The sequence below is a fragment of the Flavobacterium aquariorum genome, assembly GCF_003254745.1.
Taxonomy (GTDB): Bacteria; Bacteroidota; Bacteroidia; order Flavobacteriales; family Flavobacteriaceae; genus Flavobacterium; species Flavobacterium aquariorum.
In genome coordinates this window covers 112124-133168 of record NZ_QKXH01000004.1, presented here as the reverse complement: position 1 = coordinate 133168, position 21045 = coordinate 112124, and the positions used below count along the sequence as shown (strand labels likewise).

Sequence of the window (21045 nt, the reverse complement as noted above, 5' to 3'; positions counted from 1 at the left end):
ATTGAATATACTTTTGTTAAATAGTCCGGCAAAAATACAATAAAGCAAATTATTTAAATCTATTTTTTTACGTACTTTTACGTAAAAATTTGTTAAAAAAAGCCTCTAGCATGAAAAAATCAACCTTTTCCTCCCTAACAAAGTACCTTTTCATCTTTTTTATCTTATTCTGTTACGAAAACGTAATAGCTCAATACCAGCAAACTCCTCAATCGAGAAGTCCGTTTTGGAGTAATGTACAATTTGGAGGTGGATTAGGACTGAGTTTTGGCAGTGGATACACTGATATTTCTGTCGCTCCGAGTGCCATTTATAATGTAAATCCATATTTAGCTCTTGGTTTAGGACTTCAAGCTAGTTATGTTTCATCTAAAAATTATTACGATTCCGGAATTTACGGCGCAAGCTTCTTGACCTATATAAATCCGATTCCTCAAATTCAGCTTTCCATAAATCTAAATCAATCTTATGTCAATAATCATTACGAAGCCTATTATGGACAAAGTGGTTATACCGATAATTTCTGGAATACCGCTTTGTTTCTTGGAGCGGGTTACCGAACTGGAAATGTAACCGTAGGACTTGCCTATAATGTATTGTTTGACGAAAATGATAATGTATACGGCGATGCTCTTATGCCTTTTGTGAGAGCTTATTTTTGATTTGTAAATGACTGATATTATTTAAATTACGTTTCATATTCTATTTATCAAAAAAACCTTATTGATAGATATAAATAGTAACATAAACAGCATCATCTACTTTTATCAAATATCCATCAGTATCGTAAAAATATTTATACGACTGCGATTTCTGAGCTACTCCGTTATCAACTATTTTTTGCTCAATTACATGTAAATACGGATTAGGTAATGTTTGTCCAAGCAACGATGAAAAAGTGGTTGCGATTTTGTAATAGGGCTCGTTATTGTAAATTCCAGCTTTTGCATTATCGTATTTAGTTATTACGACTCTCCCATTTGCAACCTCTTCTAGAGACGAAAGGACTTCATACCTTGTTTCCTTTACCTCTTGATCTGTATATTCAAAAGTTGATGAATTCATTTTTCCTTTACGATGAATGACTCTCCCGTTTGAATCGTAAGTATATGTGGTCCAATATCCGTCAAGTAAAACATTAGTTATAAGCCCATTTTCATAAGTATACGGTGTGTCATTATTTATTACATTACCGTTACTGTCATATTCATATGAAAATTCAATTCCCGAAGAACCTATAGAACCCGGCCCCTTTTGAATGCTGATTTGCGTCAGTTGACCCAAATCATTATAAGTATAACTGCGAACATCTCCTTTTGGAGTACCAACATTAAGAAGATCTTCATTTGCTGAATATAAATTATCCGTTAAGGAATAGTCCGAAGATTCATCAATTTTAAATTTGTTTTTATCATACTGAATAGATTGAACTAAACGTTTGACGGCTTCCTTCATTTTTCCAGTATTCAATTTTTTATTAATATTCTTTACAGCTGGCTTAAGTAACCCAGACTGAGGAATCGTAGCTATAGGCTGTGTTATTTTTGTGGTAATAACAGCAGTTAACCCTTTGCTGTCAGTAATATTAAATGTATAATTCCCAGCAATTAAACCAGTTTGTGATGGTGAGATAGTGTATGGAGGAGTTCCTCCTGATGGAGTTATGGTAACTGAACCTGTATTACCTCCATAAACCACCACATCTACTTGTGCGAATGTTGCGGTCAAAGGTGCAATTACGACTGGCGGCTCAGGCGCTACCGGTGTTACTGATTGATCGGATGAACAAGAAGTCGAAATAATAATCGACAGCAGGAAGATAATTTTTTTCATGAATTTCAGGAACTATCTCACAAATATTATGCTTTTTTCTGAATAAATTTTGAATACTTTAAGAAAAAACATTGAACACTTAAAATCTTAGCAACATAGAACCTTATTTACTTATACTTATTCCTGAACCACACCTTTTGCCATTCTCTTTTTAAGATTAAAAAAGCAACTTGTTGCGCAAGAATAACTAAATCGGAACCATCGAGTTTTTTGATTTCCTCTTCGGAAACATCAATGATATAAAGCAAATTGAGATACTCGGCAAATTTATACTGGATGAGTCGATAGATTTTTTCGTGCAATTGCACTTTTAATTCGTCTGGATTCAGACTTATAGGAAAATCTACCGCTTCGTTTGCCAAATTAAAATCCTTATTCAATTGAACAATCAAGTTGACATAAAGTGTTTCTTTCTCAGCTTCCTGGAGCAGTAAATCGGTATTTATTGGCGCTATAAACATACTTTCAATTAAAAAATTCAATGACAATATCAATGGCAATATCAATTTCAAAACTCAATATTGACAAAACGCATCATTTTTCAAATAAACACAACTACTACATTGGAAACAAAAAACAATTACAACCTTAATAATTCAACTTTCGAAATTGAAATTGAATTTTGTTATTGATATTGTTATACCTTCCTTCCCATCAGGTTTTCACCAAAAGTTCTTAGCATTTCTTTTTTAGAGAATTCTATATCCATTTTTTCTAAGGTTTCAAAAGCCTTAAAGGTATATTCTTTAATCGCTTCCTGCGTAGCTTTTGAAGCGCCTGATTCATTAAAAATAGTTTTTACAGTTCCTATTTTCTCTGTATTGTTTTCTAATTGCAAACTGAACAATTTCCCTAACTCTGAAGCTTTTTCAGGAGTCGAAAATTCCAATGCTTTCAGATATAAATAGGTTTTTTTATTTTCGATAATATCCCCTCCTACCTGTTTTCCAAAAGTTTCCGGGTCACCGAAAGCATCTAAAAAATCGTCCTGCAATTGAAAAGCCAATCCTAAATTAAGTCCGAAATCATAAATCAAATTGGCATTTTCTTCGGACGTATTGGCAATAATAGCACCCATTTTCATCGCAGCCGCTACCAAAACAGCCGTTTTGTACTCAATCATTTTAAGATATTCCGGAATGGTTACGTCTTTGCGGATTTCAAAATCTACATCCCATTGTTGGCCTTCACAAACTTCGAGCGCTGTTTTGCTAAATAACTTCGCCAAATCCCTAAAAACAATTGGCTCATATTGTTCAAAATATTGATAAGCCAAAATCAACATGGCATCACCCGAAAGTATTCCCGTGTTGATATTCCATTTTTCATGAACGGTTTGCGAACCTCTTCGTAGTGGAGCATCATCCATAATATCATCATGAACCAACGAAAAATTATGAAAAACCTCAACCGCCATCGCTGCCGGAAGTGCCTTTTTATAATCTACATTAAACACCTCAGCCGACATTAAAGTCAAAACGGGACGCATTCTTTTTCCACCTAAACTCAAAATATAATCTATGGGCTCATAAAGATTTTTGGGCTCTTTATTTACACTTTGGTTTTTTAAATAACTAACAAAAAAATCTTGGTACTGACTGATATCGTGCATAAATGAAAATCTGATTTGCGAGGCCCAAAGATACAATTCAAATATGAATTATTGCTTTGCAAATCTGAGTAAAATAAGTACATAGTTTTTGCCTATACATTTATTTTAAAAAAACATTGGAAACTTTATTGGTATTTAAAGTTTCCTGCTTACATTTGCGTCATCAAAAACAAAAGAAACTATATTAGTGTTTAAAGTTTCCGTTGTGTTTGCACTATCAAAATTTTATAAAACAAAACATCAGGAAATAACATTACTTAAAATAAGGATCATGGAAAATGAATGGGCAATTGATTCAAACGGATCAGACGTATTAATAAAATCTAGACATTCTCTAATAGGCTACATGCCTGGAAACAAAAACAATTTCAAAGGTCACGTAGCAATACAAAACGATGAAGTGGAAGATGCTTCTATTGAATTTTCATTAAATGTAAATGACAAAGAATCCAATTCGATTCAAAAAAATAAAGATCCAAAATTCACCGATCTTTTTGAGGAAGATGAAACTCCTTTGATACAATTCAAATCAACTTCTTTTCAGAAGATTAATAAAAACATCAATTTCCTGAAAGGCTTTTTAACCATCAAGAACATTACAAAAGTGGTTGAATTGGACACCGAATTTATCGGGTTCAATAATTACAATGGTGTTCAAAAAGCCTCTTTTGAAATCACGGGAAACATCAACCGCAAAGAATTTGGACTGAATTACAATATTCTTTCACCAAATGGAGGTCACCCGATAGGCAGAGACATTAAACTCATTGCCAACTTAGAATTTTCACATTAAGAATAACCAGTTCTTATAAAGCATAATAACAACCCAAAACTCATTTGACAACTAACTTTTACTGTATTATTCAATAACAATTTTAATTACAATAAGTTACCCATAAAATGAAAGATAAAATTATTTCAAAAGCAACGGAACTCTTCTTAAAACTTGGTTTTAAGAGTGTAACCATGGATGACATTGCCTGTGAAATGTGTATTTCAAAAAAAACGATTTACAAATTTTTTTGTAACAAAGAAATTCTAATCGAGGAAAGCACAGAGATGGTTCATAAAACAATTCATGAAAGCATTGATACAATCGCAGCAAAAAATTATAATGCAATCAAAGAAAATTTTGAAATCAAAAAGATGTTCAAGGAAATGTTTAAATCTGGAGAAGCTTCGCCTGCGCATCAATTGAAAAAACATTATCCTGAAATCTATGACAAAGTAATGTCCAGGGAAATAAATGATTGCAATACGGTCTTTAAACAAAACATTGAAAAAGGAATTCAACAGGGTTTGTACCGAGAAAATTTGGATATCGACATCTATGTTAAATTTTATTACAACCTTATTTTCAGCATTCACGGAATGACGAGTTCCGAAAAAGAATCACAGAAATTAGAATTAGAAGCATTAGAATATCACACTAGAGCAATGGCAACACCTAGTGGAATAATAGAACTAGAAAAACAATTACAAAATCCAACTTTATCATGAAGAGAATACTTTTATTAACATTCTTAACCTTTGCTCTCACTGCACAATCCCAAGTGGTAAGCACAACAGCAACAAATCCGCTTACGTTAAAAGCGGCAATTACCTATGCGCTTGAGAACAAAGCCGATGCTAAAAAAGCAAGATTAAGTGTTGAAAACAGTGAATACCAAATCGAAGAAGTTCGTTCAAGAGCTTTACCACAAATACATGCAAACGGAAGCTTAACCTATAATCCTATTTTACAAACCAATGTAATCGACGGATCTGCTTTTGGCGCACCAGGAACTACCATTCAGGCTTCTTTTGGTCAAAAATGGACATCCGGTGCAGGAGTTTCATTGAGCCAAACGATTTTTGACCAATCTGTTTTTACAGGATTGAGAGCGGCGCAAACCACTCGTGAATTTTATCAAATAAACAATCAATTAACGGAAGAACAGGTAATTGAAAAAGTAGCCAACAATTACTACTCTGTTTATGTACAACGCGAAAGATTGGCTTTATTGGACAGCAATTATGTGAATACCTCAAAGGTTCGCGACATTGTAAAAGGGCAATTTGATAATGGTTTGGCTAAAAAAATTGACTTGGACCGAATCATCGTAAAAATGTCAAACATTGATACGGATCGTCAACAAATCATAAACCAAATTCAATTACAGGAAAATGCATTGAAGTTTTTTATGGGAATGCCTATTGAAACTGAAATCGTGATTCCAAAAACAGAATTTGAAGCAACACCAGCTGCACTATCTGAAGCACCAAATACTGAGAACAGAACTGAATATTTGCTTTTGAAAAAGCAAGAAGAATTATTGCAATTTCAAAAAACTGCCATTAAAGCCGAATATTACCCAACACTTTCTTTGGTAGCAGGATATAATTACATCGGTCAAGGGCCAGAAGTACCTCTTTTTGCAAAACCTGCCGATGGAGTTTATTGGTCAGATTACTCTGCAATTGGATTGAATTTGAGAGTGCCTATTTTTACCGGTTTTGGAACTCGCGCCAGAGTAAGACAAGCTGATGTTGACATCAGAACGTTACAAGAAGATATTAAAGACACACAGCTTTCCCTTGATTTAGATTACAGAAATGCTAAAACTCAAATCGAGAACAACATTATAACCATCGGAAATCAAAAAGAAAATATGCGTTTGGCCGGAGATATTTTGAAAAACACCAAAAACAATTATCTACAAGGTCTAGCTTCATTAACAGATTTATTGGATGCCGAAAACGCATCACTTGAAGCACAAAACAATTACACAAGAGCTGTATTAGCCTACAAAATAGCAGAAATATCATTAATCAAATCAAAAGGAGAACTTAAAACCCTATTAAACTAAAACAAGATGAAAAAGAATATAATAACCATAGTTGTAATTTTAGGAGCATTAGCGCTTATCGCTTTTACTTTAAATAAGAATAAAGCGGAGAACAAAGCTAAAACTGATATTGTTGCCGAAAAAAATGCAGCTGTATCCGTAAAAACAGCTCAGGTAAAAACCGAAGATGTTTCATTGGATTTCTTAGCCAACGGAAATTTTGAACCAATTCAAGAATTGACTTTTTCTGCTGAAAAATCAGGTAAAGTAATCAGTGTTTTAGTAAAAGAAGGTGATTATGTAAATGTTGGACAAACATTGGTAATCGTGAGAAGCGATGTTATAAACGTAAATGCCCAAACGGCAAAAGCAACTTATGACAATGCAAAATCGGATTATGACCGTTATGAAAATGCCTATAAATCAGGTGGTGTTACCAAACAACAACTGGATCAGGCAAAATTGGCTTTGACCAATGCCGGAAACAACTTGAAGCAAGCAAACATAAACGTTGGAGATACTAAAGTTAAAGCGCCGATTAAAGGTTTTATTAATAAAAAATACATTGAGCCAGGTTCTATTTTAGCAGGAATGCCAGCTACAGCAATGTTTGACATCGTGAATGTTTCTAAATTGAAATTAAAAGTTACGGTAAACGAAAGTCAAGTAGCGAGTTTGAAATTAGGAAACACTATTAATATTACTTCAAGTGTATTTCCTGATAAATCATTTGCAGGGAAAATTACTTTTATTGCTGCCAAAGCTGATGAAAGTCTGAATTTCCCAGTGGAACTTGAAATCGAAAACAACGCTGACAAAAGCTTAAAGGCAGGAATGTACGGAACTGCCAATTTTGGTTCTAAACAAAAACTACAATTAAAAGTAGTTCCTAGAAATGCTTTCGTAGGAAGTGTAAGCAGTAATGAAGTTTTTGTTGTAGAAAATGGTATCGCTAAATTGAAAAAAGTAGTCTCTGGAAGAATTATAGGAGAACAAGTAGAAATAGTTGACGGATTATCTGATGGTGAAACTGTAATTATTACAGGGCAAATTAACTTGCAAGACGGTAATACAGTAGAAATTATTAAGTAAAAAGTAATTAGTGAATTGTAATTAGTGATTAGCTATGAACTGTACTCAAGGCTAATCACTAGTCACTAATTACTCTTTACTATCCTTATCACTATTTAAAAGAAAAATATGAAATTAGCAGAAATATCCATAAAACGTCCGTCGATAATAATTGTATTGTTTACGATTCTTACTCTAGGTGGACTGTTCAGTTATAGCCAATTGGGCTATGAATTGATTCCTAAATTCGAACAAAACGTAATTACCATTTCGACTGTTTATCCTGGAGCTTCTCCAAGTGAGGTCGAGAATACGGTTACCAAAAAAATTGAGGATGGAATCGCCTCTTTGGAAAACATCAAAAAGATTGATTCCAAATCATACGAAAGTTTGTCTGTAGTTACGGTTACATTAACAACACAAGCAAAAGTGGACATTTCGATGAATGACGCACAGCGAAAAATCAATGCTTTGATAAGTGATTTACCCGATGATGCCAAAACACCGTCCTTATCTAAATTCTCGTTGAGCGATTTACCGATTATGACTATTGGTGCCAACGGAAAAATGGACGAAGCTGCTTTTTATGATTTGATCGATAAAAAAATCGCTCCCGTTTTATCTCGTGTTACCGGTGTGGCGCAGGTTAACATCATTGGTGGTCAGGAAAGAGAGATTCAGGTAAATCTTGATGCCGTAAAAATGCAAGGTTACGGACTTTCGGTTCCGCAGGTACAACAAGTTATTCTGACTTCGAACTTGGATTTCCCAACAGGAAACATTCAAACCCGTAATCAAAAAATATTAATTCGTCTTGCCGGAAAATACAAGAATGTTGAAGAACTAAGAAACTTGGTTGTTTCTTCGAAAGGCGGAATTGAAATTCGTTTGAGAGACATTGCCGATGTACAAGATGCCCAAAAAATTGCCGAGAAAATTTCTCGTGTCGATCAAAAAAGCGCTATTATTTTACAGGTAATTAAACAATCCGATGCTAATGCCGTAGCGGTAAGTGAGTTATTGCACAAAAGCATTAGTAAATTAGAAAGCGATTATAAAACCAATCAATTAAAACTGGAAATAGCCAAGGACAGTACGGTTTATACGCTGGAAGCAGCAGATTCTGTAATTCACGATTTAATGATCGCGGTAGTATTGGTTGCTTTCGTAATGTTGTTCTTCTTGCATAGTATTAGAAACTCATTGATTGTAATGGTTTCGATTCCTGTTTCGTTAATTGCAACCTTCATCGGAATTTACCTAATGGGATATACGTTGAACTTGATGAGTTTATTAGGGCTTTCACTTGTGGTTGGTATTCTGGTCGATGATGCGATTGTGGTTCTTGAAAATATCTACAGGCACATGGAAATGGGTAAAAGCCGTGTTCGTGCCGCCTATGACGGAACAGCCGAAATTGGAGGAACTGTAACTTCGATTACGTTGGTAATTGTGGTGGTGTTTTTACCAATTGCAATGAGTTCTGGATTGGTATCGAATATCATTACACAGTTTTGTGTTACCGTAATTATTTCAACATTGTTTTCATTGTTGGCTTCGTTCACTATTATTCCGTGGTTGTCTTCCCGTTTTGGAAAATTGGAACATATTGAAGGGAAAAACCTGTTCGGGAAAACGATTCTTGGGTTCGAAAGCTATTTAACTCGTTTTACAAACTGGGTTACCTCATTATTAAACTGGTGTTTGGATCATTATTTCAAAACAATTGCTGTTGTACTTGTCTTGTTCTTCGGATCAACTATCGGATTAATGGGTGGTGGTTTTATTGGTGGAGAATTCTTTGCCTCTTCAGATAGTGGTGAGTTTTTGGTTCAAATCGAAATGCCAAAAGACGCTTCATTGGAACAATCAAACTTTATGACTCAAAAAGCGGAAGCATTTTTGAAAAACCAAGAGTATGTTCATAGCCAGATTACGACTGTAGGTCAAACCAGTGAAGGTATGGGCGGTGCGCAAGCTACTGCTTACAAAGCGGAGATTGACGTGAAAATGATTGACCAATCAGAACGTACAGATGATGCTTCAGTATATGCTGCAAAAATCAAACGTAAACTGGAGAAAGTATTGGTTGGAGCCAAAGTAAAAACAGTTCCGGTTGGTATCTTAGGTACTGCCGAAAATGCAAAACTTGGATTGATTGTAACAGGACCTTCTACAGAAGCTGCTATGGCTTTCGCTAAATTAGCCGAAGCTGAATTGCGTACCATTCCGGGAACAACCGAAATTAAATTGACCGTTGAAGATGGAAATCCTGAAATCAATGTACAAGTGGATCGTGATAAAATGGCCGCATTAGGACTAACACTTCAAACTGTAGGTATGACGATGCAAACTGCTTATAGCGGTAACACAGATGGGAAGTTTAGAGCCGGTGAATACGAGTATGACATCAACATTAAGTACAATGCTTTTGACAGAAAAAATATTACTGACGTTAGTAATCTAATTTTCATCAACAATGCTGGTCAACAAATAAAATTATCTCAATTTGCTGCTATTACAGAAGGTTCAGGACCTAGCCAATTGGAGCGTCGTGACAAATCGGCTTCGGTAACGGTACAAGGTCAAAACGTTGGGGTTCCAACAGGAACTATTGTAACACAATGGCAAGCCAAACTGGACAAACTTAAAAAACCGGTTGGTGTAAATTACATTTGGGGTGGAGACCAAGAAAATCAAAGCGAAGGTTTTGGTACTTTGGGAATCGCTTTATTGGCCGCTATTGTCTTGGTTTACCTTGTAATGGTTGGTTTGTATGATAGTTTTATGCACCCGTTTGTGGTATTGTTTGCTATTCCGCTTTCGTTTATTGGAGCGATGCTGGCTTTGGCGTTAACGAATAATACGTTGAATATATTTACCATTTTGGGTATCATTATGTTGATTGGTCTGGTGTGTAAAAATGCGATTATGCTTGTGGATTACACCAATCAACGAAGAGCTGCCGGCGAAAGCATCAGAACGGCATTAATTCAAGCCAATCACGCTCGTTTGCGTCCAATTTTGATGACAACAATTGCGATGGTTTTTGGTATGTTCCCTATTGCATTGGCTTCTGGAGCTGGTGCCGAATGGAAAAACGGTTTGGCTTGGGTAATTATTGGTGGATTGATTTCATCATTATTCCTGACCTTGATTATTGTTCCTGTGATTTATGAAATCATGGAGAAAATCAAAGCCAAATTATCTAAAGGAGAAAAAATCGATTATGAAGCCGAAATGGTTGCTGATTATGACCACAAAGAATTAAGCGAGGATGGTTTCAATCCGAAGCATACAGTTTAAAATAGGTTGCTTACTAATTCAAAAAAGGGCTTTCAACGTGTTTGAAAGCCCTTTTTCATTGGGTATTTGTATTAAATTTCAAATAAGTGAATTGTGGTTGCTATTATTGATAATCTTTAGTATTCACTAGCGGGACGCTCGCGCTAGCGAGATGTGCAGTAGCTAAGCATTAATTTCCTTTATAACTTTGTCACAAGTGTCAATTATTTTTCTTAAATCACATCTGAAAAATTCTCTTCTATCACTTAGTCTGTAAAATTCAAGTTTGTTATGAATTTGTTTTTCTGCTTCTACACAGTCTTTTGTATAGTAACTGTTTATAACAAAAAATTTATCAACAGAGCTTGTATTTGAAAGCTCTTTACTTCGAGTCTCCGTGTTCCTTTTAGTTAATCCAATTTTGAAAATATTTTGTTCATGAGTTGGTTGTCTCATTATATAAACATATCCGGAATTTTCATTATCATATATTTCTACTTCTTCAATTTTAGTAATTCCTTTAGGTACTGAATAGTATGTGTCATTTCTTTCGACCCATGTCTTCCCGACAATCTTACGTCCCTTTTTATCAAATCCTTCTTCATCAATTCCTATTCTTTTCCAGTAGCCCGATTTTTCTATATTAAAACTTTCATCATCCAATTCAGTTTTTTTTAGGATTAATTGATTGTCGGACTCTAAATAATAAAATGGTTTTGCATATAGTTTATAATTACTTGGAACGGAATTGTACTTTCTTTTTGAGAGAAGTCCATCGAGTATTGATTTTAAATCGGTTTCGTATGTGGTATCAACTATTCTTTCATCATTCTCGAAAACATAATAAGGTAGAGCCATACAATACTTCGCAAAGTCGAAAACAGCGTTGTACTTGCTTAATTTTTTTTCGATATTTTCAATAAATTCTTTTTTTTCTTCTTCAGACGTTTCGTCTCTTAAGAATACCGCATTGTAATCGTCTGTATACACGCTAAAACTAATGTTTTCATCTCTTGCAACGTTTCTTATATCGATTGATTTTTTCTCTAGGTCAAATAAGAGCGAAACTGAATGCGCCCATAAATCCTCTCTATCGTCAAAAAAAACTACCTTAGGAATTTCATCGTTATCGTCGATAGTTAGACCCAGAGATTTTTTATATGGACTTATTGAATCTTCAACAACCTTTCTAGTTTGAGTACTAAAATATTCTGTTGCTTTTTGTTTGTCATAAGATTCTCCAGCTTGTAACAATACTGACACTTCATTTCCTTGTCTCACTAATGATAAACTTCCTACATGGAATTTTGTACTCAGATTATTAGAAAAATTAATTTCGTCAAATCCTGTTGTGAAAGTAAAATGATATATAACCTTTTCTGGTATGTTTTCATAAAAATCGATTTCCTCTAAATTGAAGTTAGCTTCTGTTACAAAATCTAGAAAGTCGATTAGTGATACTCCATATGATTCTTCTTCATTAACTAATTCTATTATAGAATTATGATGATTGTATATAAAAAAAGGTTCAAGCGCATTAAAGGATGTAGGAAATGAGTTTGGACCCATTTTAATGAATCTATTTGCGTATTCCATAAGATAATATCTTAATGCTTTTTCATTTGATTGCTTTAAACCATTATGAAGTTGAATAGCTACAATTTGTCTTCCTGTATCAAACTGTTGTTTTAGTTTTTTCCATAACACAGGGTTTTCCTTCTCCAATTTTTCTTGGTCAAAAGATGGTTTGCCATCTTTGAGCCTGGTGAATATGTTTTTTAGTCTCATTTTTGCAAAAGGTTTGTAGTTATTGTGCACAACTGGTTTATAGGTCTGAAAAATATCTAGTTGTACCTTTTTTTCAAATATAGAAAATAATAGTTACAAACCTACAAAGTGTAAATTTTGTTCTTTTCAACTTTTTTATGCTCCGCCCAGCAAAATAGGGCATCCGAAGAAAAAACAATGCCCTGATACGAGCTTCGGAATGCCTGATACGGTCTTCGGAACGCCTGACGCATGCTTCGGAACGCCTGTTGTATGCTTCTGAATGCAATTTGCAATCTTCGGACAGGTAATTAGCTGCTTCGGATGGGTTTTTACAGTCATCGGAAAGCTTGATAACTACAACTGAGCACTTAGACCTATAATAAAGTAGTGTTTTTTTTATATGTAAATGTAGTCCATATTGTTATTTTGATATATTTGTAAGTATTAACTAATAAATTTAAAATAATAATTATGAAAAAACCACCAGTAATTAGATTATACAACTTTTCGGATGCGACATTAGTGACCAAAGGGAAAGAAAAAATTGCTTTTATGCGCAGGGATGCCGCTGCTTTTACCCCTTTTGGTGTTACAGCTCCTCAAGTAACCAGTCTGGAAACAGCGATTAATGCTTTTGCAAACACCATCACCGATGTCGAAGCGGTAAGCAATCAAACAGGAGTTACCGCAGCCAAAGATGCAAAAGCCGACCAATTGCGAGTGGCGATACGAGCTGTCATGGCGCGTGCCGAGCTAAAATATGGTACCAGTAGCGCTAAATATAAAAAGTTTGGAACGGATGCACTTTCGCAACAATCGGATTCGGATTTGCTTATTACCGGAAAAAGAGTCGTTCGCGTGGGTACCGAATTTTTGACAGACCTTACCCCAAACGGACTAACAGCAGCCATGCTTACCGCAATCACTACGCTTTGCAATGAGTTTGAATTCTTGATTATTGACCTGAAGATAAAAATTGGAGAGCGTGATATTATACAAGAAGACCGCGTAGAAGCGGGTAATACGATCTACAAAACTTTGATTCAATATACCACAACTGGTCTTAGTATTTGGGAAACCAGCGATGTTGCCAAATACAATGATTATGTTATTTACAATACGGTGAGTGGCGAAATTACAGAGACTGCAACTGAGCCTACAGTTTAAATTGGCATTTTGAGAAAAGGAAACGCACTGTACTAACAGTGCGTTTTTTTTATTACAGATGTAAAGAGTTAGATCTAGGACTAAAGGAAATACATTCACAAAGGCAGCGCACTATCTTGCCTTTCTCCGCACGATAGGATGTTAGTAAAAGTGTTTTAGTTTAGACTACAAAAAATTTCTAATAAACCTTCACCGACAGTATCAGGAGTAACATAATTCATTTCTACCAGAATTTCATTTTCACGATAGGTTTCTAATATTTCACCGTCTTGTGAATAAGTAATTACTTGAATTATACCGGTTTGTCTAGAACTACAATCAAATTTCCAAAGCATTAATTTGTATCCATCAACAATTATTGTTTTTTTCGACATTTTATCTGGAAAGTACTCTGTTTTATCAGAAACCAATTTTACCCAAGCTGTATTTTTAGTATTTGCTTTATAATAATATGTCCCATTTTTCAGCTCAAAAACTAGTTTCCAATCTTGCGAATAACTGTATGAAAATGCAAATAGCATTAGTAGTAATAAATATTTCTTCATATGTATCATTTTTTAGTACTTCTAAATTGACAATCTCCGCTCGTATTTCCACAAACTAAGTCCAATGCAATGCGGAGTTTGCTTCGTTTGTTCGTTGTCGTTGATTATACTTTTGCGACACAATCGATCATCCATTCAATGCCGTATTTGTCTCGAAACATCCCAAAATAAGAACCCCAAGGGCTGTCGCCTATAGGGTATTCAACATTTCCACCTGCCGAAAGTCCGTTAAACAGCTTGTCGGCTTCATCACGACTTGCTGGCATAATACATATTTTAGATCTGTTTTCATTTTCATTTACTTTACCCATAATTTCGGGAACGTCATTGCCCATCAAAAAATTTGGGCCAATAGATAAGGCAATGTGCATTATTTTATTGGCTTCCTTTTCGGGTACCGGATATTCAGCGTTTGATATGTCTTTGAAACGAACAATTCTTTCGAACTCGCCACCAAATACTGATTTGTAAAAATTGAATGCTTCTTCGGCATTTCCGTTGAAGTTAATGTGAGGATTGATAAGTGCCATAATTTCTATTTTTTAAAATTTATTTAAGTAATACTAGTTGCCAGCTCTTCAAAGTCTCATGACTCATCCAAAAACATTCACCCCTTTCCCAGTCGTAATTAGGCTAAACAAACTTTCTTCAATAAGTTGTCCCCAAGCCCACGAACAGTCTCCGTAACATTCAAATGCAGGAACCAGACCAACGTGAGTAAAACGGACTTGTGTTTTATTATTTTTTTCAGTTATTTCAAATATGATTTTCGTACCTGTCCATTCGCTTTCGTCTTTAAATTTTAATGGATTTAATTTGCTGTCGGTTACAAGCCAAACTATTTTTTCATTTGGAATAAACTCTGTTATTTTCTGTTTTGAATAATGAATTTCTCCCATCCGATAGATAAATTCGTCATTCAATTTATTGGTATTGCCTTCTATTTCCCCTTGCCACCAAGCCCTAACATTGTTAATGGCATTGAATACTTCACTTGCAGAATTATCCACAACTATCGTTGTTGTAAAATTTGTTGTCTCCATTTTTATTTATTTTAAAAATTTATTTAAGTAATACTAACTGACCGGAATGGTATTGCAAATGGGAGGTTCTTGTGATGATGATGTTTAACTTATTGCGATGGGGTTCATTAGCAAAATCTTCGGCAGATACTGCGGTGTGTTTTTCAAACCAATCTTCGGGTTTCAAACTGTCAAATTTTTGTTTTAACACTTCACATTGTTTGGTCCAAAAACTTCTCAATTCTGCTGCCGTTGGAATTTGCGTTACTGTTTTGTCAGGCGATTTAATAAACGGCTCATACAATTCGGGATAAAGTTTTTCGCCCAAATCCAATAGTTTCAGCATTTCGTCGTGCACTGCTATTAAATGTCCCAGTAAATAAATCCCTCTGTTTTTGCCCGGTGCAATTTCCTTTTGCAAAGTTTCGTCAGTTAAGCTATTGAGAATTGCATTCAAATTTGTAATGGATCCATTCCATCTGTCGAATGTCATTTTTATAAATAATTCTGTTGTTGCCATCTTATTAATTTTTATTTTTTGGGTTGTTATAAACAGCTCTTTTAAATCATATTTCTTCTTAAGCACCCATCGTACCGGTCTCGACTTCTCCCGCACGTTTATATTTGGCAATAATCACTCCGGATGGTGTGACCAAACTCTCCGTTAAAGTATAAGTTGCAGGAATCGATCCCTCATCAAACAATTTTTTCCCTTTACCAAGAATCAACGGGTGAATTTTGAGACTAAGTTCGTCCACTAAATCATTCTTAAGTAACAGCTTAACTAGTTTACTGCTGCCCCAGACTTGAATATCAAAACCATCCGAATTTTTGAGCTTTTTTATATCTTCCAAACTTTCGATAAATGCAGTATTTTTCCAGCCTGATTTATTTATGGTATTAGACATAACGTATTTTTTACCATCATTAATACCAGGCCAAATATCGGCATGTTCCGGCCAGAAGGATTCCCAAATCTCAAATGTCTTCCTGCCCAAAAGATAATCCGAAGGTTGTTCCAGTTCTTTTTGCACTACTCTGCCACCAACTTCATCGTCGAACGGTGCGCTCCATCCGCCATATTTGAAACCTTCTGATGGATCTTCCTCGGGACCACCGGGTGCTTGCATTACTCCATCTAATGAAATAAAGGACAAAACAATTATTTTTCTCATGATTCCTATAATTTGAGTTTTAAAAAAGTAAATACAATGTCAATATATGCGAATGTGACAATCATGAAAGCTGCACATTTATTGCTGTCCTAACCAAATTTAAACAGTAGCGATTCGTTTTTTTATTCTTTTTTAAGTTCGTAGTAAAGGATTACTGCACCACCGCCAAAAGTTTTAGTCTTTATGAGTTTAAGAATAGCCCTTTCGTTTATATTTTCAAATAACGGCAAACCTGCTCCCGCTATCACAGGATAAACACAAAATTGATATTCATCGATCAAATTATGTTTCATTAGCTGTATAATTAAACTCCGGCTGCCCACTAAAATGGCTCCACCCGATTGTTGTTTGAGTTCCAAAACTTCTTCTTCAATTGTTTGATTTGACAATTTAGCGCTGTCCCAATCAGTATTCTTCAGCGTATGTGAAAAGACTATTTTTGGAATTTTGTCAATAGCCATAGCAAAGTCGTCCATTGATTTTTCCCCTGAAGGATTTTTAATCAAAGTTTGCCAATATTGCATAAGTTGATAGGTTATTCTGCCGTATAGAATTGCATCTCCTTCTTTTAATAGTTCCGTATAATGGTCATGTATTTCTTCATCGGGCAGTCCTGCCATATGATCACAAAACCCGTCAAGTGTCATATTGATAGCTGCAATTATTTTTCTCATATCGTATCTCTAATTGACATTAGTTGTTACTTATTTGCGAACGTCTTACAAGGAACACCAGCTCGTTTATAAGTCTGATAAAATCGCTCCTATTCACCCTAAGTTGGGCAACTTGGTCTGAAAAAAGGGGTAATTATATTGCCTTTCAAATTTAGGAAATTATAGTTACAAATAGACCGATATATTGTAGTAACAAAAAGCTAATTGCTTAATTTTTAGACAAATCAAAACAAAGCAGTGGAAACTTATTTTGTTTTTAACGTTTCCTTGTTATATTTGCATTACAAAATTATTACAAAAAAACATTTCTTTAATAAATTGACCGGAACCAACTAACCAACAATAACCTACAACATATAATGAAAGATAAAATCGTATCCAAAGCAAGTGATTTATTTTTAAAACTTGGTTTTAAAAGCGTCACTATGGATGATATTGCCTGTGAAATGTGCATTTCCAAAAAAACGATTTATAAATATTTTTGCAACAAGGAAATACTGATTGAAGAAAGCACGGAATTGGTACACAAAACTGTTCATGAAGTTATAAATACTATTGTTGCCAAAGACCATAATGCGATTGAGGAGAATTTCGAAATTCGGAAAATGTTCAAAGAAATGTTTCAGGTAGCAGATACCTCACCTTTATATCAATTAAAAAAGCACTATCCGGAGATTTACCGAAAAGTAATGGATCGAGAATTGGACGAATGCACTATGTGTTTCAAACAAAATATCGAAAAAGGGATTCAGCAGGAATTATATAGAAATGACCTGGATGTAGATGTCTATGTAAAATTCTACTATTCGCTAATTTTTAGCATCAAGGGCAATACCAGCTCCGAAAAAGAATCCACAAAACTGGAATTACAGGCATTGGAATACCACACCAGAGCAATGGCAACAGCGAAAGGAATAGCTGAACTTGAAAAACAATTACTTAAAACCAATATATAATGAAGAATATATTCATTCTAACCCTTACCCTTTTGGCTTTGAGCGTCAATGCTCAGGATTCGACTAAGAGTTACTCCTTTTCATTACAGCAAGCCATAGATCATGCTCTTGAAAATAATTACTCGGCTATCAATTCAGGCCGTGATATAGAAGCGGCCAAAGAAAAAAAATGGGAAACAACCGCGATAGGGTTGCCACAACTTAATGCAGGAGTAGATTTTACAGATAACTTTGTACTGCAAAAATCGGTTGTTCCGGCAGAATTCTTTGGTGGAGAACCCGGAACTTATGCCGAAGTAGCTTTTGGAACCAAATACAATATGGTCGCCCGTTCCACATTGAGCCAGCTTATTTTTGACGGTTCTTATATAGTGGCACTTCAGGCTTCCAAAACCTATTTGGCCTATTATGAAAACGCAAAAAGAAGATCCGATATTGACATCAAAGAGATGGTAATTAACTCGTACGGCAATGTCTTATTGGCCAAAGAAAATATTGCAATCCTAGAAAAAAACATTGCTTCCTTACAAAAAACACTAAACGATACCAAAGAAATTTACAAAAATGGTTTAATCGAAGAAGAAAGCGTTGAGCAACTGCAAATCACATTGTCATCATTGGAAAGTACCTTAAACTACAATAAACGTTTACTGGATATCTCCTATAAAATGTTGAAAATTAATTTGGGTATCGATATTAATGACCAAATCACATTGACCGACAAATTGGATGTTCTTACCATTCAAAATATGGATATTTCTTTTTCAAATACAGAGTTTGATGTAAACAGCAACATCGATTATAGAATAGCCACCAATTTTGAAGAGCAAAGATCATTAGAATATAAACTTCAAAGAAGCAAAGCCCTGCCTTCATTGGATGCAAAATTTAATTTTGGATACACCGCTTTTAAAGATGAATTCCAATTTTTTACACAAAATCAAAACTGGTTTAATTATTCGAATATTGGAGTAAGTTTAAATGTTCCCATTTTCAGCAGTTTAGCCAGAAGTTCCAGAACACAACAAGCAAAAATTGCTTTGGACCAAGCAAAAACAGTTTTAAGCGAAACAGAACAAAAATTGAAATTGCAATATGCTACCGCAAAAAGCGAATACGAATACAGCATCGCCGATTATGAAACAGCAAAAAGCAATTTGAATCTGGCAGAAAGAATTGAGAAAAAACAACAAATCAAATTCACTGAAGGGCTTTCGACCAGTTTTGATTTTAACGATGCACAACGTCAATTGTACAGTGCTCAACAAAAATACCTGCAAACCATGGTTAACATCATCAACAAAAAAGCCAGTTTAGAAAAAATCACCACTAAATAATGAACTCCCATTGAATATAAACTTATGAAATCGCCACTAACAAACAGTTTGTTGCAAACAAACACCAATAAACAAAAGGCGATAACTTATATGACCTCTAACAAATAAATTCTACATATATGAAAAAGATACTAATCCTAACCACACTTTCAATTGTATTGATTGCCTGTAATTCATCTGAAAAAAAACAATCAGTCGACGACATTATTGCATCCAAAGACGTAAAAGCAATCACTGCAAAAAAAGCCGAACTACAATTGCAGCTTGAACAAATCGATGAAGCATTGGCTACCTTGGACGTAAACAAAGAAGTAGTGGCATTGGTTTCCGCCGTGAAATTGAAAGACACCACATTCAACCACTATCTTGAGATCCAGGGAAGTATTAACACCAATGAAAATGTATTAATTCAGCCTGAATTTCCAGGAAACTTAGTGGAATTGAATGTAAAAGCAGGACAAAAAGTAAGCAAAGGACAAGTTTTGGGCCGTACCGATGATGGCGGAATGAGTCAACAATTAGCCAGCGCCGAAAACCAATATGCGCTTGCCAAAACTACTTTTGAACGTCAAAAAAATCTATGGAGTCAAAAAATTGGTTCTGAAATTCAATACCTTCAGGCACAAGCACAAATGATTTCGGCGCAAAAAGGAGTGGCTCAAATTAAAGCACAGATCGCAAAAACAGTAATCAGAGCACCGTTTTCAGGAACTATTGACGAAGTTTTTGTGGAAAAAGGAGAAGTAGTAGCCGCCAGTGCTCAAGGATTAATGCGAATTGTGAATTTAGGTAACATGTATGTTTCTACTTCGATTCCGGAAAGCTATATCGGAAAACTAAAAGTTGGTACTGAAGTAGATGTATACTTATCATCATTGGGCAAAACCTACAAAGGAAAAGTTCGTCAAATAGGTAATTTTATCAATCCAAACAATAGAAGTTTTGGAATAGAAGTCAGCGTTCCCAATCCTGAAAATTTATTACGCCCTAACCAGGTAGCCAAACTGAAAGTGATTGATTATGTGAGCAAAAATGCAATAGTTGTTCCAACTAATGTGATTCAACAGGATTCCAAGAAAAACAGTTTTGTATATACTGTGGCCAACTCTACCGGAAAAACGGGTATTGCAAAAAAAGTGATGGTTACAACAGGACAGTCCTCAGACAATGTAACCGAGATATTAAGCGGATTAGATTCTGATGCCATAATTGTTACCGAGGGTATGAACACCATTTCGGACGGGATGAAATTGAATTTTTAAAAAAAGTTTAGGGAGGGGGATGAGGCTTAGAAAGGTTTAGAAACGGAACCTATAAATTCACTAAACCTTATAAACTCTCTAATCTTTTTCTAAACCTTCTAACCTATTCTAACCCTCATAACCTTTTCTCAATGAAAACATATTCTTTTGAAAAATTAATTGTTTGGCAAAAATCACGAAATCTAGCCGTAATCATAAATAAAGTCACAAAAGATTTTCCTAAAGATGAAATCTTCGGAATGATAAGTCAAATGCGTAGATGTAGTATTTCAATAGCCTCTAATGTGGCTGAGGGTTCAGGAAGACATATGGCAAAAGACAAAGCAAGATTTACTGAAATTGCCTATTCATCGGCACTAGAATTAATAAACCAATTAATAATTTCATTGGACTTAGAATATGTTTCAGAAAAAAATTACTTAAGCATAAGAAACGAAATTGAGGAAATAACATTTATGTTAGATTCACTTCATAAATCACAATTGAAAGGGTTAGAAAAAGTTTAGGA

Annotated in this window: 21 protein-coding genes; 11 read left to right on the top strand and 10 right to left on the bottom strand. The window is 34.8% G+C overall.

The genetic code is table 11. The features are described from left to right. Nucleotides 1–110: 110 nt before the first annotated feature. A complete protein-coding gene (locus DOS84_RS07885; protein WP_111409583.1) occupies nt 111–662 on the top strand; it encodes a hypothetical protein in 552 nt (183 codons plus the stop codon). Between the two features lie 58 nt (nt 663–720). Here DOS84_RS07885 and DOS84_RS07880 read toward each other — a convergent pair whose 3' ends face one another. The 3 genes from DOS84_RS07880 to DOS84_RS07870 all read right to left on the bottom strand — a co-directional run bounded on the left by DOS84_RS07880 (nt 721) and on the right by DOS84_RS07870 (nt 3445). Next, the gene (locus DOS84_RS07880; protein ID WP_111409582.1) at nt 721–1833 is read right to left on the bottom strand and encodes a SprB repeat-containing protein; all 1113 of its coding nucleotides are present in this window, start codon (nt 1831–1833) and stop codon (nt 721–723) included. 107 nt (nt 1834–1940) lie between these two features. Further along, nucleotides 1941–2294, bottom strand: a complete 354-nt coding sequence (locus DOS84_RS07875; RefSeq protein WP_111409745.1) for a hypothetical protein — start codon at nt 2292–2294, stop codon at nt 1941–1943. 176 nt (nt 2295–2470) lie between these two features. Then, nucleotides 2471–3445, bottom strand: coding sequence for a polyprenyl synthetase family protein (locus tag DOS84_RS07870; protein ID WP_111409581.1), 975 nt, complete (start codon nt 3443–3445; stop codon nt 2471–2473). A 271-nt stretch (nt 3446–3716) separates the two neighbouring features. On the opposite strand from DOS84_RS07870, the gene DOS84_RS07865 reads away from it, so the two are divergent. The 5 genes from DOS84_RS07865 (at nt 3717) to DOS84_RS07845 (ending at nt 10650) form a co-directional block, all read left to right on the top strand. Beyond that, nucleotides 3717–4238, top strand: coding sequence for a YceI family protein (locus DOS84_RS07865; protein ID WP_111409744.1), 522 nt, complete (start codon nt 3717–3719; stop codon nt 4236–4238). Nucleotides 4239–4345: 107 nt separating this feature from the next. Beyond that, nucleotides 4346–4945, top strand: coding sequence for a TetR/AcrR family transcriptional regulator (locus tag DOS84_RS07860; protein WP_111409580.1), 600 nt, complete (start codon nt 4346–4348; stop codon nt 4943–4945). Next, nucleotides 4942–6294, top strand: a complete 1353-nt coding sequence (locus DOS84_RS07855; protein WP_111409579.1) for a TolC family protein — start codon at nt 4942–4944, stop codon at nt 6292–6294. The genes DOS84_RS07860 and DOS84_RS07855 overlap by 4 nt, the downstream gene beginning before the upstream one ends. 6 nt (nt 6295–6300) lie before the next feature. Beyond that, nucleotides 6301–7365, top strand: a complete 1065-nt coding sequence (locus DOS84_RS07850; protein WP_111409578.1) for an efflux RND transporter periplasmic adaptor subunit — start codon at nt 6301–6303, stop codon at nt 7363–7365. 108 nt (nt 7366–7473) lie between these two features. Continuing rightward, nucleotides 7474–10650, top strand: coding sequence for an efflux RND transporter permease subunit (locus DOS84_RS07845; RefSeq protein ID WP_111409577.1), 3177 nt, complete (start codon nt 7474–7476; stop codon nt 10648–10650). Nucleotides 10651–10812: 162 nt separating this feature from the next. Here DOS84_RS07845 and DOS84_RS07840 read toward each other — a convergent pair whose 3' ends face one another. Then, the gene (locus tag DOS84_RS07840; RefSeq protein WP_111409576.1) at nt 10813–12417 is read right to left on the bottom strand and encodes a GIY-YIG nuclease family protein; all 1605 of its coding nucleotides are present in this window, start codon (nt 12415–12417) and stop codon (nt 10813–10815) included. Nucleotides 12418–12870: 453 nt separating this feature from the next. Between DOS84_RS07840 and DOS84_RS07835 the strand changes: the two genes are divergently transcribed. Beyond that, nucleotides 12871–13566, top strand: a complete 696-nt coding sequence (locus DOS84_RS07835; protein WP_111409575.1) for a hypothetical protein — start codon at nt 12871–12873, stop codon at nt 13564–13566. A gap of 155 nt (nt 13567–13721) precedes the next feature. Here the strand turns inward: DOS84_RS07835 and DOS84_RS07830 are convergent, their stop codons facing one another. The 6 genes from DOS84_RS07830 to DOS84_RS07805 form a co-directional block, all read right to left on the bottom strand. Continuing rightward, the gene (locus DOS84_RS07830; RefSeq protein ID WP_124020623.1) at nt 13722–14111 is read right to left on the bottom strand and encodes a surface-adhesin E family protein; all 390 of its coding nucleotides are present in this window, start codon (nt 14109–14111) and stop codon (nt 13722–13724) included. A gap of 104 nt (nt 14112–14215) precedes the next feature. Continuing rightward, nucleotides 14216–14641: a VOC family protein gene (locus DOS84_RS07825; protein WP_111409573.1), complete on the bottom strand. Its 426-nt coding sequence runs from the start codon at nt 14639–14641 to the stop codon at nt 14216–14218. 63 nt (nt 14642–14704) lie between these two features. Continuing rightward, nucleotides 14705–15154 carry an SRPBCC family protein gene (locus DOS84_RS07820; RefSeq protein ID WP_111409572.1) on the bottom strand — a complete coding sequence of 150 codons (450 nt, stop codon included), beginning with the start codon at nt 15152–15154 and terminating at the stop codon, nt 14705–14707. A 19-nt stretch (nt 15155–15173) separates the two neighbouring features. Further along, on the bottom strand, nt 15174–15653 hold the full coding sequence (locus DOS84_RS07815; RefSeq protein WP_111409571.1) for a DinB family protein: 480 nt from the start codon (nt 15651–15653) through the stop codon (nt 15174–15176). A 58-nt stretch (nt 15654–15711) separates the two neighbouring features. Continuing rightward, nucleotides 15712–16308 carry a dihydrofolate reductase family protein gene (locus tag DOS84_RS07810; RefSeq protein ID WP_111409570.1) on the bottom strand — a complete coding sequence of 199 codons (597 nt, stop codon included), beginning with the start codon at nt 16306–16308 and terminating at the stop codon, nt 15712–15714. 122 nt (nt 16309–16430) lie between these two features. Further along, on the bottom strand, nt 16431–16982 hold the full coding sequence (locus tag DOS84_RS07805) for a dihydrofolate reductase family protein (protein ID WP_111409569.1): 552 nt from the start codon (nt 16980–16982) through the stop codon (nt 16431–16433). A gap of 359 nt (nt 16983–17341) precedes the next feature. Between DOS84_RS07805 and DOS84_RS07800 the strand changes: the two genes are divergently transcribed. The 4 genes from DOS84_RS07800 to DOS84_RS07785 all read left to right on the top strand — a co-directional run bounded on the left by DOS84_RS07800 (nt 17342) and on the right by DOS84_RS07785 (nt 21043). Then, entirely contained in the window at nt 17342–17938 is a 597-nt protein-coding gene (locus DOS84_RS07800; protein ID WP_111409568.1) for a TetR/AcrR family transcriptional regulator, read from the top strand. Beyond that, entirely contained in the window at nt 17938–19275 is a 1338-nt protein-coding gene (locus DOS84_RS07795; RefSeq protein WP_111409567.1) for a TolC family protein, read from the top strand. The genes DOS84_RS07800 and DOS84_RS07795 overlap by 1 nt, the downstream gene beginning before the upstream one ends. Before the next feature lie 119 nt (nt 19276–19394). Next, a complete protein-coding gene (locus tag DOS84_RS07790; RefSeq protein ID WP_111409566.1) occupies nt 19395–20537 on the top strand; it encodes an efflux RND transporter periplasmic adaptor subunit in 1143 nt (380 codons plus the stop codon). Nucleotides 20538–20668: 131 nt separating this feature from the next. Further along, nucleotides 20669–21043: a four helix bundle protein gene (locus tag DOS84_RS07785; protein ID WP_111409565.1), complete on the top strand. Its 375-nt coding sequence runs from the start codon at nt 20669–20671 to the stop codon at nt 21041–21043. Nucleotides 21044–21045 lie beyond the last annotated feature (2 nt).

What these genes read in the sequence shown, in the direction of transcription:
- DOS84_RS07795 (WP_111409567.1), top strand. Translation starts at nt 17,938, where the DNA reads ATGAAGAATATATTCATTCTAACCCTTACCCTTTTGGCTTTGAGCGTC.
- DOS84_RS07820 (WP_111409572.1), bottom strand. Translation starts at nt 15,154, where the DNA reads ATGGAGACAACAAATTTTACAACAACGATAGTTGTGGATAATTCTGCA.
- DOS84_RS07825 (WP_111409573.1), bottom strand. Translation starts at nt 14,641, where the DNA reads ATGGCACTTATCAATCCTCACATTAACTTCAACGGAAATGCCGAAGAA.
- DOS84_RS07810 (WP_111409570.1), bottom strand. Translation starts at nt 16,308, where the DNA reads ATGAGAAAAATAATTGTTTTGTCCTTTATTTCATTAGATGGAGTAATG.
- DOS84_RS07840 (WP_111409576.1), bottom strand. Translation starts at nt 12,417, where the DNA reads ATGAGACTAAAAAACATATTCACCAGGCTCAAAGATGGCAAACCATCT.
- DOS84_RS07835 (WP_111409575.1), top strand. Translation starts at nt 12,871, where the DNA reads ATGAAAAAACCACCAGTAATTAGATTATACAACTTTTCGGATGCGACA.
- DOS84_RS07800 (WP_111409568.1), top strand. Translation starts at nt 17,342, where the DNA reads ATGAAAGATAAAATCGTATCCAAAGCAAGTGATTTATTTTTAAAACTT.
- DOS84_RS07865 (WP_111409744.1), top strand. Translation starts at nt 3,717, where the DNA reads ATGGAAAATGAATGGGCAATTGATTCAAACGGATCAGACGTATTAATA.
- DOS84_RS07850 (WP_111409578.1), top strand. Translation starts at nt 6,301, where the DNA reads ATGAAAAAGAATATAATAACCATAGTTGTAATTTTAGGAGCATTAGCG.
- DOS84_RS07870 (WP_111409581.1), bottom strand. Translation starts at nt 3,445, where the DNA reads ATGCACGATATCAGTCAGTACCAAGATTTTTTTGTTAGTTATTTAAAA.
- DOS84_RS07885 (WP_111409583.1), top strand. Translation starts at nt 111, where the DNA reads ATGAAAAAATCAACCTTTTCCTCCCTAACAAAGTACCTTTTCATCTTT.
- DOS84_RS07830 (WP_124020623.1), bottom strand. Translation starts at nt 14,111, where the DNA reads ATGAAGAAATATTTATTACTACTAATGCTATTTGCATTTTCATACAGT.
- DOS84_RS07790 (WP_111409566.1), top strand. Translation starts at nt 19,395, where the DNA reads ATGAAAAAGATACTAATCCTAACCACACTTTCAATTGTATTGATTGCC.
- DOS84_RS07860 (WP_111409580.1), top strand. Translation starts at nt 4,346, where the DNA reads ATGAAAGATAAAATTATTTCAAAAGCAACGGAACTCTTCTTAAAACTT.
- DOS84_RS07845 (WP_111409577.1), top strand. Translation starts at nt 7,474, where the DNA reads ATGAAATTAGCAGAAATATCCATAAAACGTCCGTCGATAATAATTGTA.
- DOS84_RS07785 (WP_111409565.1), top strand. Translation starts at nt 20,669, where the DNA reads ATGAAAACATATTCTTTTGAAAAATTAATTGTTTGGCAAAAATCACGA.
- DOS84_RS07880 (WP_111409582.1), bottom strand. Translation starts at nt 1,833, where the DNA reads ATGAAAAAAATTATCTTCCTGCTGTCGATTATTATTTCGACTTCTTGT.
- DOS84_RS07855 (WP_111409579.1), top strand. Translation starts at nt 4,942, where the DNA reads ATGAAGAGAATACTTTTATTAACATTCTTAACCTTTGCTCTCACTGCA.
- DOS84_RS07875 (WP_111409745.1), bottom strand. Translation starts at nt 2,294, where the DNA reads ATGTTTATAGCGCCAATAAATACCGATTTACTGCTCCAGGAAGCTGAG.
- DOS84_RS07805 (WP_111409569.1), bottom strand. Translation starts at nt 16,982, where the DNA reads ATGAGAAAAATAATTGCAGCTATCAATATGACACTTGACGGGTTTTGT.
- DOS84_RS07815 (WP_111409571.1), bottom strand. Translation starts at nt 15,653, where the DNA reads ATGGCAACAACAGAATTATTTATAAAAATGACATTCGACAGATGGAAT.